This window comes from Streptomyces cinereospinus (assembly GCF_042430725.1).
Classification (GTDB): domain Bacteria; phylum Actinomycetota; class Actinomycetes; order Streptomycetales; family Streptomycetaceae; genus Streptomyces; species Streptomyces cinereospinus.
In genome coordinates, this window is sequence record NZ_JBHMCY010000015.1 from 19584 (window position 1) to 34422 (window position 14839).

Below are 14839 nucleotides of genomic sequence, written 5' to 3' on the forward strand. Positions count from 1 at the left end.
TGCCGCGCCCCCCAGGCTAGAACCAGGGGGGCGCGGCATCCATTCCGGGCCTGCCGGGCCGCGGGGCGGCCCGGCGCTCAGACCTCGGGACGGTCCTCCGGGGCGGCCGGTTCGGCCGCCGGGGCGGACTCCGCCACCGAACTCTTGGCGGTGATCGCCGCCGTCGCGCCGTTGGCGCCGTTCGTCAGGGCGAGCTCCTTGGGGGAGAGCACCGGCGGACGGGTGGACGGCGTGCGGCGGGAGGAGCCGGTCCACGCGGGACGCGGCGGCCGCTTGACGATCGAGGCGAAGACCTCGGCGATCTCCTCCTTGCCCAGGGTCTCCTTCTCCAGGAGGGCCAGGACCAGGTTGTCGAGGACGTCGCGGTTCTCGACCAGGATCTCCCACGCCTCGTTGTGCGCGGTCTCGATGAGCTTCTTGACCTCTTCGTCGACGAGCGCCGCGACCTCCTCGGAGTAGTCGCGCTGGTGGGCCATCTCACGGCCGAGGAACGGCTCGCTGTTGTCCCCGCCGAACTTGATGGCGCCCAGGCGCTCCGTCATGCCGTACTGCGTGACCATCGCGCGGGCCAGGTTGGTCGCCTTCTCGATGTCGTTGGCGGCACCCGTGGTCGGGTCGTGGAAGACCAGTTCCTCGGCCGCGCGGCCGCCCAGCATGTAGGCCAGCTGGTCGAGCATCTCGTTGCGCGTGGTCGAGTACTTGTCCTCGTCCGGCAGCACCATCGTGTAGCCGAGGGCGCGGCCGCGGGAGAGGATCGTGATCTTGTGGACCGGGTCGGAGTTCGGCGAGGCCGCCGCGACCAGGGCGTGCCCGCCCTCGTGGTACGCGGTGATCTTCTTCTCCTTGTCCGACATGATCCGGGTCCGCTTCTGCGGGCCCGCCACGACGCGGTCGATGGCCTCGTCGAGCATCTTGTTGTCGACCAGCTTCTTGTCGCTGCGGGCCGTCAGCAGGGCGGCCTCGTTCAGCACGTTCGCCAGGTCGGCACCGGTCATGCCGGGGGTACGGCGGGCCACCGCCGACAGGTCGACGTCGGGCGCGACCGGCTTGCCCTTCTGGTGGACCTTGAGGATCTCCAGCCGGCCCTGCATGTCCGGGCGGTCGACGGCGATCTGCCGGTCGAAGCGGCCGGGGCGCAGCAGCGCCGGGTCGAGGATGTCGGGCCGGTTCGTCGCGGCGATGAGGATCACGCCGCCCTTGACGTCGAAGCCGTCCATCTCGACGAGCAGCTGGTTGAGGGTCTGCTCGCGCTCGTCGTGGCCGCCGCCGAGGCCGGCGCCGCGGTGGCGGCCGACCGCGTCGATCTCGTCGACGAAGACGATGGCCGGGGCGTTCGCCTTGGCCTGCTCGAACAGGTCACGGACCCGGGAGGCACCGACACCGACGAACATCTCGACGAAGTCGGAACCGGAGATCGAGTAGAACGGCACGCCCGCCTCGCCGGCCACGGCACGCGCGAGCAGCGTCTTGCCGGTGCCGGGCGGACCGTAGAGCAGCACACCCTTGGGAATCTTGGCGCCGACGGCCTGGAACTTGGCCGGCTCCTGCAGGAACTCCTTGATCTCCTGGAGCTCCTCGACGGCCTCGTCGGCACCGGCGACGTCGGAGAACGTCGTCTTGGGGGTGTCCTTGGTGATGAGCTTGGCCTTCGACTTGCCGAAGTTCATCACCCGGGAGCCGCCGCCCTGCATCTGATTCATCAGGAACAGGAAGACGACGACGATCAGGACGAAGGGCAGCAGCGACAGCAGGATGCTGACGAACGCGTTCTGCTCGGTCGGGGAGACCGTGTATCCGTCCGGGATCTGCTTGTTCTGGTACTTGTCCTGCAGCGTGCTGGCGAGGTTGGCGCCCTGGTCACCGATGTAGCTCGCCTGGATCTTGGAGCTGTCCTCGACCTTCTCGCCGTCCTTGAGCGTGACCTTGATGGTCTGCTCGTCACCGGTGGTCAGCTGGGCCGCTTGGACCTTGTTGTCACTGATCGCCTGGACGACCTGGCCGGTGTCCACCGTCTTGTAGCCCCCGGACGAGCCGACGACCTGCATCAACACGACCACGGCAAGGACGGCCAGCACGATCCACATGACCGGCCCACGGAAGTATCGCTTCACGTCCATCCATACGGAGCGGTGCCGCCCCGTCCCTCCTGCCATAGTGAGTTTGATAAGACAGTTCTTCTGACGGTACCCCAGCAATGGTGCCCGAAGCCGCATGGGACGGCTGGCGAACCCGTCTGCATGCTCCAACGGCGCGAGACCCGCCGGGGTTCCCGATCGTCCTGGAAGGTTCGGGCCGTCCGGCTGTCCGGCGCCGGCCGTCCGGCTCAGCCGCCGTAGACGTGCGGGGCGAGCGTGCCGACGAACGGCAGGTTGCGGTACTTCTCGGCGTAGTCGAGGCCGTAGCCCACGACGAACTCGTTGGGGATGTCGAAACCGACCCACTCCACGTCGATGGCGACCTTCGCGGCCTCCGGCTTGCGCAGCAGCGTGCACACCTTCAGCGAGGCGGGCTCGCGGGAGCCGAGGTTGGAGATCAGCCAGGACAGGGTCAGGCCGGAGTCGATGATGTCCTCGACGATCAGGACGTGCTTGCCCTTGATGTCGGTGTCCAGGTCCTTGAGGATCCGCACGACACCGGAGGACTGGGTGCCCGCCCCGTAGGAGGACACCGCCATCCAGTCCATGGTGAGCGGGGTGGACAGCGCCCGGGCGAGGTCGGCCATGACCATCACCGCGCCCTTGAGGACACCGACGATCAGCAGGTCCTTGCCCGTGTACTCCGCGTCGATCTTCGCGGCCAGCTCGGCCAGCTTCGCGTCGATCTCTTCCTTGGTGATGAGCACCTGCTTGAGGTCGGCACCCATGTCTTTCGCGTCCACCCGCATCACTTTCGGTCGTCCCACCGGCCGTCTCCGGACGCCCCGGCCGCGTGAGCGGCCCTCGTGGGGGCCGGGCGCACGGTCCGGTGGGAAGGTCCCGGATTCAGCCTTGCCGAATCACCAGTCTGCCACCCTGGCGCCGGGCGACGACTTTGCCGGGGAGGTTGATGGCTCCCTGACCGCGCCAGCCGGTGATCAGGCGGTCGACTTCCTCGATGTGCCGGGCGAACAGCGAACCGGCCGGGGCACCCGCCGCGATGGCGGCCCGGCGCAGGATCCGGCGCCGTACCGCGGACGGCAGGGCGTACAGCTTGGCGCACTGCAGGCCACCGGCGGCGTCCCGGACGGAGGCCTCGGCCCGGCCGGCCCAGGTGTCGAGGGCGTCGGCGTCGTCCCGGGAGAGCTGGGCCGTGCGGGCGAGCGCCTCGACGACGCCCTTGCCGAGGGCCTTCTCCAGCGCGGGCAGCCCCTCGTGCCGCAGCCGCGACCTGGTGTACGCCGGATCCGCGTTGTGCGGGTCGTCCCAGACCGGCAGGGACTGCACCATGCACGCCTTGCGGGCGGTCTGCCGGTCGAGCTGGAGGAAGGGGCGCCGGTAACGGCCGCCGGCCCCCGAGACCGCGGCCATGCCGGACAGGGAGCGGATGCCGGAGCCGCGGGCGAGGCCCAGCAGCACCGTCTCGGCCTGGTCGTCGCGGGTGTGGCCGAGCAGGACGGCGGCCGCCCCGTGGCGTACGGCGGCGGCGTCCAGGGCGGCGTAGCGGGCGTCCCGGGCGGCGGCTTCGGGGCCGTGGCCCCGGCCGACGCGCACGGCGGCGGACTCCACCGGGTCCAGGCCCAGCTCGCGCAGCCGCAGCACGACCTCCTCGGCGCGCAGGTCGGAGCCGGGTTGCAGGCCGTGGTCGACAGTGACGCCGCCCGCGCGGATGCCGAGTCTGGGGGCCTCGAAGGCGAGCGCGGAGGCCAGCGCCATGGAGTCGGCACCACCGGAGCAGGCCACGAGCACGAGCGGCGACGCGGGGCGCTCGCGGGGGCCGGGGGCGTCGGCGGTGCCGGGGGTGTCGGGGGTGGAGGTGTGCTCGGTGAGGATGTCGTGGAGGACGCGGCGGACCGCCAGGCGTATCGCCGCGACCGCAGGATGGGGACCCATTGTCCGGTTCCCTTCATGAAGTTTTTCGGGGGGAGCCCGAGGCTCGGTCACTCAGAGTGTGTAGATGGTGACAGAAACGGGCCGTTCCCCGAGCATTGCACGCCTACCCATGGCTCACGGTCCCTCGGACGGGTGATTGGAGGGGCGTTCGCCTGCCGTCGACCGGTTCCGGTGCGCGACGTCTCACACCACGTTCACATCTCGCTCCTGCGATGCACCCGCGCGATCCAGTCCGCCGGTTTGGCGATCTCCGACTTGGTGGGGAGGGTGTTCGGGGAGGTCCACACGCGGTTGAAGCCGTCCATGCCCGTCTCCTCGACCACGGCCCGCACGAAGCGTTCGCCGTCGCGGTACTGCCGCAGCTTGGCGTCCAGGCCGAGCAGCTTGCGCAGCGCGAGGTCCAGGCGCGAGGCGCCCTTGGCGCGCCGCTGCTGGAACTTCTCGCGGATCTCCCCCACGGTCCGCACGACGTCGGGGCCGACGCCGTCCATCACGAAGTCGGCGTGGCCCTCCAGCAGCGACATCACGGCGGTGAGCCGGCCGAGGATCTCCCGCTGGGCCGGGGTCTGCACCAGTTCCACCAGGGACCGGCCGCCGTCGTCCTCCTCGCCCTCGGGGCGCCCCCCGGCGAGGCTCTGGGCGGCCTCGCGGACGCGTTCCAGGACGGTCATCGGGTCGACCTCGGTCTCGGCGAGGAATGCCTGGATCTCGCCCTCCAGGTGGTCCCGCAGCCACGGCACGGCGGAGAACTGGGTGCGGTGGGTCTCCTCGTGCAGGCACACCCACAGCCGGAAGTCGTGCGGCTCCACGTCGAGTTCGCGCTCGACGTGCACGATGTTCGGGGCGACGAGCAGCAGCCGGCCGCCGCCGTTCTCGCCGGCCGGCAGGTCGCGGGTGGCGGGGGCGAAGGTCTCGTACTGGCCGAGGACGCGGGAGGCCAGGAAGGACAGCAGCATGCCCAGTTCCACGCCGGTGACCTTGCCGCCGACGGCGCCGAGGACGGCCCCGCCGGTGCTGTTGCCGCGCCGCTCCTGCATCTTGCCGAGCAGGGGCTTGAGCAGTTCGCGGAAGCCCGCGACGTTGGCCCGCACCCAGCCGGGGCGGTCGACCACGAGGACCGGGGTGTCGTGGGTCTCCTCGGTGCCCAGCCCGGTGAAGCCCCGGACGTGCCCCTCGGAGGCCTTGGCGTGCCGGCGAAGCTCCGCGACGACGGCCCGGGCCTCGTCGCGGCTGACTTCTGGGCCCGGCCGCACGAGCCGGGTCGCGGTCGCCACCGCGAGATTCCAGTCGACCATCCCGGAAGAAGCACCGATGCTCGTCATGCGTCAACGGTACGTGAGCGGTCCCGCTTCGGGCAGGGCGTGGCGCCCGGGGCCCGGCCGGGCCCGGCCCCGGGCGGCCGGATCAGCGGGACGCCGTCAGGGCCGTCGCCGCCCGGTCCAGGGCCGCCCGGGCCGCCGTGGCGTCGGCCGTCCCCGACGCCAGGAAGGCGAAGCCCAGCACCCGGCCGTCGCGGGTGACCGCCGTCCCGGCCAGCGTGTTCACCCCCGTGAGCGTGCCGGTCTTCGCCCGGACGATGCCGGCCGCGCCGTCGGCGTACCGGCCGCTCAGCGTGCCCGTGAACCCGGCCACCGGCAGGCCGGTGAGGGTGGGCCGCAGCTCGGGGCGGGCCGGGTCGGCGGCCGTCAGGAGCAGGCGGGTCAGCAGGTGCGCGGTGAGCCGGCCGTCGCGGTCGAGACCGCTGCCGTCCTCGAAGCGGGCGCCCTTCAGCGGCAGGCCCAGCTTCTTCAGCTGGGCCCGGATCGCCCGGCCGGCCCCGCCGAAGTCGGCGCGTTCGCCGGCCGCGCGGGCGGTGTGGCGGGCCAGGGCCTCGGCGATGTCGTTGTCGCTGTCGGTCACCATCCGCTCGACCAGGGCGGACAGCGGCGGCGACTGGACCGAGGCGAGGGTCCGCGCGCGCCCGGTCGCCCTCCCCGGCGCGGGGTCCGTGGTCCCGATGCCGTGCCCGTTCAGGAACCGCGCGAACTGCCGGGTGGCGTCCGCCGCCGGGTCCGCCGCCCGCGGCGCGGGCCCGCTGGTCGAGCCGTCGGTGCGGGCCTCGTCCACCATCAGGGCGCTGACGGGGGCGATGTTGTCGTTGACCCCGATGGGGTGAAGTTCCGGCCCCGCGAACAGGGTGGTGTCGTACGCCGGCGTCACCTTGCGCACGCCGCGCTCCTTCAGGGCGGCCGCGGTGCGGGCGGCCAGGGTGCGCAGACCGGCCTGGCCCGCGCTGTCCTCGCGGGCCGTGAGGGTGGGGTCGCCGCCGCCGACCAGCACCAGCTTCCCGGTGGCGGGGTCGTAGGCGGTGCGGGTGGTGAGGCGGTGGTCGGCGCCCAGGGCGGACAGGACGGCGACGGCGGTGGCGATCTTCGTGGTGGAGGCGGGGACGAGCGCCTTGTCGGCCCCGCTGCCGTAGAGGCGCTCGCCGGTGGCCAGGTCGACGACCACGGCGCCCCGGCGGTCGCCGAGCGCCGGGGCGGCCAGCAGCGGGTCCAGCACGCCGGCGAGGTCCCGGCCGGCCGGCGCCGGCCGGACCGCGTTCCCGGCGCCGCCGAGGCCGGTGAGGACCGAGGCGGCGCTCGGCGCGGGCCGCGGTGCGCCGGCCAGGCCCGGGCCGACGCCGTGATCTGCGCCACCCGCGCCGTCCTGGGCGGCGGCCCGGTCCCGCTCCGCCGTACGCTGGCCGGAGGAGTCCCAGGGTCCCGCGGCCGTCACCACACCGGCGGCCAGCACGAGGCCCGCGGTGGCGGCGACCGCGGTGTACGGCCACGGGTTCACCCCCACCCTTGTGACCTGCGGTTTCGTGGCCGACGCCCACCGGGTGACCCGGGGGGCGGTGGCCGCGCGAGCCCGGGCGAGACGGGGACGTACGGCGTTCGCGAACCGCGCCACATGCGGTCTCGCGGCCCGCCAAGGCCTCAGCTCGGCCACGACCACCAGCCCCTTTCGCGATCACACAGCTGCGTGAGGGACACTTAACCACCAGAACTGTGTGCTGATCATGGAGGAGCCACCGGTGGAGTTCGACGTCACGATCGAGATCCCGAAGGGTTCGCGCAACAAGTACGAGGTGGACCACGAGACCGGACGCATCCGCCTGGACCGCCGCCTGTTCACGTCGACCAGCTACCCGGCCGACTACGGCTTCGTCGAGAACACCCTCGGCGAGGACGGCGACCCGCTGGACGCGCTGGTCATCCTGGACGAGCCGACGTTCCCCGGCTGCCTCATCCAGTGCCGGGCGATCGGCATGTTCCGGATGACCGACGAGGCCGGCGGCGACGACAAGCTGCTGTGCGTGCCGGCCCACGACCCGAGGGTGGAGCACCTGCGCGACATCCACCACGTGTCCGAGTTCGACCGGCTGGAGATCCAGCACTTCTTCGAGGTCTACAAGGACCTGGAGCCCGGCAAGTCCGTCGAGGGCGCCAACTGGGTGGGCCGGACCGAGGCCGAGGCCGAGATCGAGCGGTCCTACAAGCGGTTCCAGGAGCAGGGCGGTCACTGAGACCCCGTGTTCCGGGTAGGCGGGCCGCACGCGTGCGCGTGCGGCCCGTCCGCGTGTCTGTGCGCATACTGAGGCCGTTGGGTGTGTCGTACAGGGAGTGCTGTCGCAAGTGACGGAGACGGAGGACCGCAAGCCGCAGTCGGACGAGGCCAGGACCATGTTCGACTCCGAGGTCACCTCAGAGTTCGCGATCCCCGCGGGGCTGGACGTGCCCCGGACGGGGAGCGAGCCGGAGACGACGTCCGAGTTCGCCGTGCCGGACGGGCTGGACGTCCCGGCGCCCCCCGCCGCCGAGTCCGAGGGGTCCGCGTTCAGCCGGCCGAGGACCTACAGCTCGCGCAGCGCGCCGGCCGCGTTCACGCCCGCGGGCGGGGTCCCCGCGGTCCGGCTCGTCAAGGACGCGCCCTGGCAGGACCGGATGCGCACCATGCTGCGGCTGCCGGTCGCCGAGCGGCCCGCGCTGGAGCCGGTGCAGAAGAACGAGGACGAGGGCGGTCCCGCCGTCCCGCGCGTGCTGGACCTGACCCTGCGTATCGGCGAGCTGCTGCTGGCCGGCGGTGAGGGCGCCGAGGACGTGGAGGCGGCGATGTTCGCGGTCTGCCGCTCCTACGGACTGGACCGCTGCGAGCCGAACGCCACCTTCACGCTGCTGTCGATCTCGTACCAGCCCTCGCTCGTCGACGACCCCGTCTCGGCGGCCCGCACGGTGCGCCGCCGGGGCACCGACTACACCCGGCTGGCGGCCGTCTTCCGGCTCGTGGACGACCTCAGCGACCCGGAGACCCACATCTCCCTGGAGGAGGCCTACCGGCGCCTCGCGGAGATCCGCCGCAACCGGCACCCGTACCCCACCTGGGTGCTCACCTCCGCGAGCGGGCTGCTCGCCGGCGCGGCCTCGGTGCTGGTCGGCGGTGACCTGGTCGTCTTCGTGGCCGCCGCGCTGGGCGCGATGCTCGGCGACCGGCTGGCCTGGCTGTGCGCGGGGCGCGGGCTGCCGGAGTTCTACCAGTTCACGGTGGCCGCGATGCCACCGGCCGCGATGGGGGTCGCGCTCACTCTGCTGCACGTCGACGTGAAGGCGTCCGCGGTCATCACCGGTGGGCTGTTCGCGCTGCTGCCCGGGCGGGCGCTGGTGGCGGGCGTGCAGGACGGGCTGACCGGTTTCTACATCACCGCGGCGGCGCGGCTGCTGGAGGTCATGTACTTCTTCGTGGGCATCGTCGCGGGCGTGCTGGTCGTGCTGTACTTCGGCGTCCAGCTCGGCGCCCAGCTCAACCCCGACGCGGCGCTGCACATCGCCGAGCGGCCCTGGCTCCAGATCGCCGCGTCCATGCTGCTGTCGCTGACCTTCGCGGTGCTGTTGCAGCAGGAACGGTCCACCGTGCTGGCGGTGACGCTCAACGGGGGCGTCGCGTGGAGCGTGTACGGGGCGATGCACTACGCCGGGGGCATCTCGCCGGTGGCCTCCACGGCGGTGGCGGCGGGGCTGGTGGGGCTGTTCGGGCAGTTGCTGTCGCGGTACCGGTACGCGTCCGCGCTGCCGTACACGACGGCCGCGATCGGGCCGCTGCTGCCGGGTTCCGCGACCTACTTCGGGCTGCTGTCGATCGCGCAGAACGAGGTGGACCCGGGGCTCGGGTCGCTGAGCAAGGCGGGGGCGCTGGCGATGGCCATCGCGATCGGGGTCAATCTGGGGTCGGAGATCTCCCGGCTGTTCCTGCGGGTGCCGGGCGGCGCCGCCGCGGGGCGGCGGGCCGCGAAGCGGACGCGGGGGTTCTGAGAGGCTCGTCCCCCGGCCCCCCGCACCCTCCGGAGCGCCTCAGTTCTGCCGGTAAGGGTCGTACGGGTACTGCTGCTGCGGGTGCTGCGGGGCGTACGGCTGCTGCTGCTGCGGGTGCTGCGGGGCGTACGGCTGCTGCTGGTAGCCCTGGTTGCCGTAGGCCTGGTTGCCGTAGGCCTGGTCGTCGTAGCCCTGGTGGCCGTGCCCCTGGTCGCCGTGGCCCTGCTGGTAGCCCTGGTCGCGCCGGTCGTCCGGCTCGATGCGGCGGAGCTGGGTCGTGGCGTCGTCCATCACGGGCTGGTGCGGGGCGTGGTGCTGGGGCTGGGGCTGGGGCTGCCGGGAGGCCTGCTGGGGCGGGTTCTTCTTGTTCTTCGAGCGGGCCCGCAGGAACTCGATGATGATCGGCAGGACCGAGACGAAGACGATCAGGATCAGGATCGCCTCGATGTTGTCCTTGACGAAGCCGATGTTGCCCAGCCAGGCACCGAGCATGGTCACGCCCGCGCCCCACAGAACGCCGCCGAGCACGTTGAAGATCAGGAAGGAGCGGTACCGCATGCCGCTGACGCCGGCGATGATCGGCGTGAACGTGCGCACGACGGGCACGAAGCGGGCCAGGACCAGGGACTTCGGGCCGTACTTCTCGAAGAACTCGTGGGCCTTGGTGACGTTCTCCTGCTTGAACAGGCGGGAGTCCGGGCGGGTGAAGAGCGACGGGCCGACCTTCTTGCCGAACATGTAGCCCGCCTGGTCGCCGAGGATCGCGGCGACGCAGATCAGCCCGATGGCCGCCCACAGCGGGAAGTCCAGCTGCTGGGAGGCGATCAGCAGACCGGCCGTGAACAGCAGCGAGTCGCCCGGCAGGAAGAAGCCGATGAGCAGGCCCGATTCGGCGAAGACGATGAGGAGCAGGCCCCAGATACCGAAGTTGTCCAGCAGATAATTCGGATCCAGCCAGCTCGGTCCGAGGGCAAGCGTCGTCACGGTTCCGGGCTCCTGAGGGTTCGGGAAGTACGGCGGTGCAATGCGGCCGGACAAAGCTATCAACGCAACGTGTCCGCCCCAGGTTCCACCGGTGCCTCCAGAATGCACTGTGAGCCGGCCACGACAAAGCTGTGGGGTCGCGGCCGTCCCGGCCCGGGCCCGGCGCCGGTGGCGCCGCCGCCGGGCCGGGACGCCGGCACGGCGTCAGGAGGAGTGCCGGGCCGCGTTCGCGGAGATGGCGTCCCTCAGGTGCTCGGCGAGGCCGGGGCGCAGGGCGTCGTAGTACGCCTTGAAGCGCTCGTCGGAGACGTACATGTCGCCCAGGCACCGGTGCATCTCGTAGCCGCACGCGTAGTACCAGCCGTTGATCTGCTGCCGGTGCTCCTCGGCCAGGTCCATGGCGCGCTCACCGGTGGGCGGCTCGCCGTCGGCCATCAGGGCGCCGTAGCGCTCGGCCCAGTCGGCCGACTCGGCCTGCATCCGCTGCCAGTCCTCCTTGGTGTGGTTCGCGGCGCGGCGCTGCGACTCGGCCCACGCCTCGGTGTCGCCCCAGCGGGCCTCCGCCTCCTCGGCGTGCTGCTCCGGGTCGTTGTCCCCGAAGACCTCGAACCGCTCCTCGGGTGTGAGATTGATCCCCATCCTGCGTGCCTCCATGGCCTGTTCCACGGCCGCCGCCATCTTCGTCAGCCTCTCGATCCGGGCGGTCAGCAGTTCGTGCCGGCGGCGCAGGTGCGCGCGCGGGTCCGCGTCCGGGTCGTCGAGCAGGGCGGCGACCTCGTCGAGCGGGAAGCCGAGCTCCCGGTAGAACAGGATCTGCTGCAACCGGTCGAGGTCGGCCTCGCCGTAGCGCCGGTGGCCCGCGTGGCTGCGCTCACCGGGCACGAGCAGGCCGATGGCGTCGTAGTGGTGCAGGGTGCGCACCGTGACCCCGGCGTACCCGGCGACCTGTCCCACGGAGTAGCTCACTTCCGCTCCTTTCTCGGTCGCCCTCCACGCTGAGCCCTCACGCCACGTCAGGTGCAAGCCCCGATCGGCGGGACAGGCCGTGGGCACGACCGGCCCCGGCTAGGCGGCGTCCTCGGGATGCCGCTCCCCCGTGGCGTACGGGTTCTCCTCGCCCTCGGCGAGCACGCCGACGAACGGCTCGCCCTCGCCCGCGAAGGTGTAGGCGCCGCCCTCGATCCGGCCGATCACGCCCCTGGCCCACTCGGCCTCGGCGTCGGCCGTGTGGAGCCACAGGTTCATGATCTCGCCGATGTGGCCCAGCGGCTCGGGGCCCTCCTGGGGCACGTAGTGGTCGGTGACGGTGCCGCGCCACTCCTCGATGCGCCGGATGCGCTCCTGGAGCAGCGCGACCGCCTCGTCCCTGGGCAGGTCGACCATGAAGCCGATGGCCGCCGACTTGACGTCGACCTTCTGGTCGTACGCGGTCAGCGCCTCCCGCAGGAGCGCGAAGTACTCCCGGTCGCCCGCCTCGGTGATCTCGTACTCGGTGCGCGGGGGGCCGCCCGCCGTGGACGGCGCGGTCTCGTGCGCGTGCAGCAGGCCCTGCTTGGCCATCTGCTTGAGCGCGTGGTAGATCGAGCCGGGCTTGGCGTTGGACCACTCGTGCGCGCCCCAGTACTCCAGGTCGTTGCGCACCTGGTAGCCGTGGGCCCGCCCGTGCTGGCGGACGGCGCCCAGCACCAGGAGACGGATCGCTGACATGGGGTCCAGGTTAGGCCGCCGCGCCGGGGCGCCCGGGCTCCACCCCGGTCGGTCCGGTCCGGGTGTTCCGGGGCATGCGGGCGTCAGAAGGGGAACGCGCTGCGTCCGTGCTGGACCGAGATCCACTTGAGCGTGGTGAACGCCTCCAGGGTGGTCTCGCCGTTCAGGCGCCCCAGACCGGAGTCCTTCTCGCCGCCGAACGGGACGAGCGGCTCGTCGTGCACGGTGCCGTCGTTCACGTGGAACATGCCGGTGTCGATGCGCTGGGCGAAGCGGACGCCGCGTTCGACGTCGGCGGTGTGCACGGCACCGCTCAGGCCGAAGGGGGTGTCGTTGACCAGCCGCACCGCCTCCTCCTCGCCGTCGAAGGGGACGAGGAGGGCGACCGGGCCGAAGATCTCCTGGCGGAGCAGTCCGGACCCGGCCGGTACGTCGGTCAGGACCGTCGGCTCGACCACGTTGCCGCGCGTCGCGCCGCGCAGCAGCGCGGTGGCGCCCTCGGCGACGGCCTGCTCGACCAGGGACGTGATCGCCTCGGACTGCGAGGAGTTGATCAGCGGGCCGATGACCGTCTCCCGGTCGCCCGGGTCACCGGCCTTGAGGCCCCTCGCTCTCGCGACGAACCTCTCGGTGAAGGCGTCGGCGACGGAGCGGTCGACCAGGATGCGGTTGGCGGCCATGCAGACCTGGCCCTGGTGCACGTACCGGCTGAAGACGGCCGCGTCGACGGCGTAGTCGAGGTCGGCGTCGTCCAGGACCACCAGCGCGCTGTTGCCGCCGAGTTCGAGGATCACCCGCTTGAAGTGCCGCGCGCAGACGGTGGCGACGTGGCGGCCCACCCGGTCGGAGCCGGTGAAGGAGATGACCCTGGGCACCGGGTGCTCCAGGAAGGCGTCGTTGATCTCCGCGACGTCGGTGACGACGACGTTGAGCACCCCGGCGGGCAGTCCCGCCTCCTCGAAGAGCCCGGCGATGACGGTGCCGCCGACGACGGGGGTGTCCTGGTGGGGCTTGAGGACGACGGCGTTGCCCAGGGCGAGGGCGGGGGCGACCGACTTCAGGGACAGCAGGAAGGGGAAGTTGAACGGGCTGATCACGCCGACGACGCCGACCGGGACGCGGTAGAGCCGGTTCTCCTTGCCGGGGTCCGGGGAGGGGATCAGGCGGTGCTCGGCGCGCGTCGTGAGGCTCACGGCCTCACGCAGGAACTCCTTGGCGAGGTGCAGTTCGAAGGCGGCCTTCACGCGCGTGCCGCCCAGTTCGGCGATGATCGCCTCGGTGAGCTCCGTCTCCCGGTCCTCGACCAGCCGCAGCATCTTCTCCAGGACGGCGCGGCGGGCGTGCGGCCCGGCCGCGGACCAGTCCCGCTGGGCGCGGGCGGCGGCGCGGTAGGCCTGATCTATCTCGTCGACCGTGGCTATGGTGATCGAGGCCAGCTTCTCACCGTCGTAGGGGTTGACGTCGATGATGTCCCAGGAACCGGTGCCCGGGCGCCACTCGCCGTCGATGTACTGCTGAGCCAGGTCGGTGAAGTAGGACGACATGTGACCCCTCGATCCCCGCGGTACGGCAGTGCCTGATCAGGCGTCATCGTACTGGCGCGACAAGGGAGTTGGGGTCACTCCGCGGCAAGCCCTCAGGAGAGCTGGAGCAGCCCGCGCAGCAGGTCCCGGCTCTCGGCCGGCCCCGGGCTGTCCCGCTGGAGCTCCTCCAGCGCCTTCTCGTACTGGGCGACGTCCTCCGCCTTGTCCAGGTAGAGCGCGCTGGTGAGCTGCTCCAGGTAGACCACGTCCGACAGGTCGGACTCCGGGAAGCTGAGGATGGTGAAGGCACCGGACTCGCCGGAGTGGCCGCCGAAGCTGAACGGCATGATCTGGAGCCGGACGTTGGGCCGCTCCGAGAAGTCGATCAGGTGCTGGAGCTGGCCGCGCATCACCTCGCGGTCGCCGTAGGGGCGGCGCAGGGCGGCCTCGTCGAGGACGATGTGGAAGTCCGGGGCGTTCTCGGAGACCAGGTGTTTCTGCCGCTCCAGCCGCAGCGCCACGCGCTTCTCCACGTCGGCGTCGCTCGCGCCCTTCATGCCGCGCCGGACGACGGCACGCGCGTACGCCTCGGTCTGCAGCAGTCCGTGCACGAACTGCACCTCGTACACCCGGATCAGGGACGCCGCGCCCTCCAGGCCCACATAGGTCGGGAACCAGCTGGGCAGGACGTCCGAGTAACTGTGCCACCAGCCCGCGACGTTGGCCTCTCTGGCCAGCGACACCAGTGACGTCCGCTCCGTCTCGTCCACGATCCCGTACAGCGTCAGCAGGTCCTCGACGTCCCTCGTCTTGAAGCTCACCCGGCCCAGCTCCATCCGGCTGATCTTCGACTCGGAGGCGCGGATGTGGTATCCCGCCGCCTCGCGCGTGATGCCGCGCGCCTCTCGCAGTCGCCTGAGTTGCGAGCCGAGCAGCATGCGCCGCACCACCGATCCGGGCTCTCCCGCGCTCACGTTCCAGCCTCCCCAACCGTCTTCAGGGCCCGCAGTCTGCCACTAAAACACTCCGAGCTGTACTCGTCCGATTACACAGACGGGAAGAAGCCACGCGTCCGAAGCAGGGGCAAAGGGGTCCGGCACAAGGAGAAGGCAAGTGCGCGGCGTGAAGATGGCGGAAAAAATGACCCACAAGTGGTACGCGAACGTCCAATTCGGTCGCGTGCACGTGCATCTGCCCTTGCATCTGCTGTACGCATCCGAAACCATGGTCCCGCGCCACCGCTGCATCGCAACGACCGCGAACTCCC

General features: G+C 71.5%; 12 protein-coding genes. 2 read left to right on the forward strand and 10 right to left on the reverse strand.

Translation table 11 applies throughout. The features are described from left to right. Positions 1–77: 77 nt before the first annotated feature. The 5 genes from ftsH to dacB all read right to left on the reverse strand — a co-directional run bounded on the left by ftsH (position 78) and on the right by dacB (position 7007). Entirely contained in the window at positions 78–2117 is a 2040-nt protein-coding gene (gene ftsH, locus ACFF45_RS10410) for an ATP-dependent zinc metalloprotease FtsH (RefSeq protein WP_381344960.1), read from the reverse strand. A gap of 206 nt (positions 2118–2323) precedes the next feature. Next, positions 2324–2884 (reverse strand): hypoxanthine phosphoribosyltransferase, encoded by a 561-nt coding sequence (gene hpt, locus ACFF45_RS10415; RefSeq protein WP_381345155.1) that lies wholly within the window; start codon positions 2882–2884, stop codon positions 2324–2326. Positions 2885–2981: 97 nt separating this feature from the next. After that, positions 2982–4028 carry a tRNA lysidine(34) synthetase TilS gene (gene tilS, locus ACFF45_RS10420; RefSeq protein WP_381344963.1) on the reverse strand — a complete coding sequence of 349 codons (1047 nt, stop codon included), beginning with the start codon at positions 4026–4028 and terminating at the stop codon, positions 2982–2984. A gap of 194 nt (positions 4029–4222) precedes the next feature. Continuing rightward, a complete protein-coding gene (locus tag ACFF45_RS10425; RefSeq protein WP_381344965.1) occupies positions 4223–5350 on the reverse strand; it encodes an Rv3626c family coenzyme F420 biosynthesis-associated protein in 1128 nt (375 codons plus the stop codon). Positions 5351–5432: 82 nt separating this feature from the next. Continuing rightward, positions 5433–7007 carry a D-alanyl-D-alanine carboxypeptidase/D-alanyl-D-alanine endopeptidase gene (gene dacB / locus ACFF45_RS10430; RefSeq protein ID WP_381344968.1) on the reverse strand — a complete coding sequence of 525 codons (1575 nt, stop codon included), beginning with the start codon at positions 7005–7007 and terminating at the stop codon, positions 5433–5435. 79 nt (positions 7008–7086) lie between these two features. On the opposite strand from dacB, the gene ACFF45_RS10435 reads away from it, so the two are divergent. Then, positions 7087–7578, forward strand: coding sequence for an inorganic diphosphatase (locus ACFF45_RS10435; RefSeq protein ID WP_381344971.1), 492 nt, complete (start codon positions 7087–7089; stop codon positions 7576–7578). A 109-nt stretch (positions 7579–7687) separates the two neighbouring features. Further along, positions 7688–9358 carry a threonine/serine exporter family protein gene (locus tag ACFF45_RS10440; protein ID WP_381344973.1) on the forward strand — a complete coding sequence of 557 codons (1671 nt, stop codon included), beginning with the start codon at positions 7688–7690 and terminating at the stop codon, positions 9356–9358. A gap of 39 nt (positions 9359–9397) precedes the next feature. Here ACFF45_RS10440 and ACFF45_RS10445 read toward each other — a convergent pair whose 3' ends face one another. The 5 genes from ACFF45_RS10445 to ACFF45_RS10465 form a co-directional block, all read right to left on the reverse strand. Then, entirely contained in the window at positions 9398–10342 is a 945-nt protein-coding gene (locus ACFF45_RS10445) for a DedA family protein (protein WP_381344976.1), read from the reverse strand. A 204-nt stretch (positions 10343–10546) separates the two neighbouring features. Further along, positions 10547–11308 (reverse strand): MerR family transcriptional regulator, encoded by a 762-nt coding sequence (locus ACFF45_RS10450; RefSeq protein WP_381344978.1) that lies wholly within the window; start codon positions 11306–11308, stop codon positions 10547–10549. Positions 11309–11407: 99 nt separating this feature from the next. After that, positions 11408–12049: a PadR family transcriptional regulator gene (locus ACFF45_RS10455; protein ID WP_381344980.1), complete on the reverse strand. Its 642-nt coding sequence runs from the start codon at positions 12047–12049 to the stop codon at positions 11408–11410. An 83-nt stretch (positions 12050–12132) separates the two neighbouring features. Beyond that, positions 12133–13593: an aldehyde dehydrogenase family protein gene (locus ACFF45_RS10460; RefSeq protein WP_381344983.1), complete on the reverse strand. Its 1461-nt coding sequence runs from the start codon at positions 13591–13593 to the stop codon at positions 12133–12135. A 92-nt stretch (positions 13594–13685) separates the two neighbouring features. After that, positions 13686–14522, reverse strand: coding sequence for a Sco1979 family transcriptional regulator (locus ACFF45_RS10465; RefSeq protein ID WP_512701185.1), 837 nt, complete (start codon positions 14520–14522; stop codon positions 13686–13688). Positions 14523–14839: the final 317 nt, after the last annotated feature.

Coding starts and splice junctions, on each gene's coding strand:
- ACFF45_RS10455 (WP_381344980.1), bottom strand. CDS start 12,049: ATGTCAGCGATCCGTCTCCTGGTGCTGGGCGCCGTCCGCCAGCACGGG.
- tilS (WP_381344963.1), bottom strand. CDS start 4,028: ATGGGTCCCCATCCTGCGGTCGCGGCGATACGCCTGGCGGTCCGCCGC.
- ftsH (WP_381344960.1), bottom strand. CDS start 2,117: ATGGACGTGAAGCGATACTTCCGTGGGCCGGTCATGTGGATCGTGCTG.
- ACFF45_RS10425 (WP_381344965.1), bottom strand. CDS start 5,350: ATGACGAGCATCGGTGCTTCTTCCGGGATGGTCGACTGGAATCTCGCG.
- ACFF45_RS10460 (WP_381344983.1), bottom strand. CDS start 13,593: ATGTCGTCCTACTTCACCGACCTGGCTCAGCAGTACATCGACGGCGAG.
- hpt (WP_381345155.1), bottom strand. CDS start 2,884: ATGCGGGTGGACGCGAAAGACATGGGTGCCGACCTCAAGCAGGTGCTC.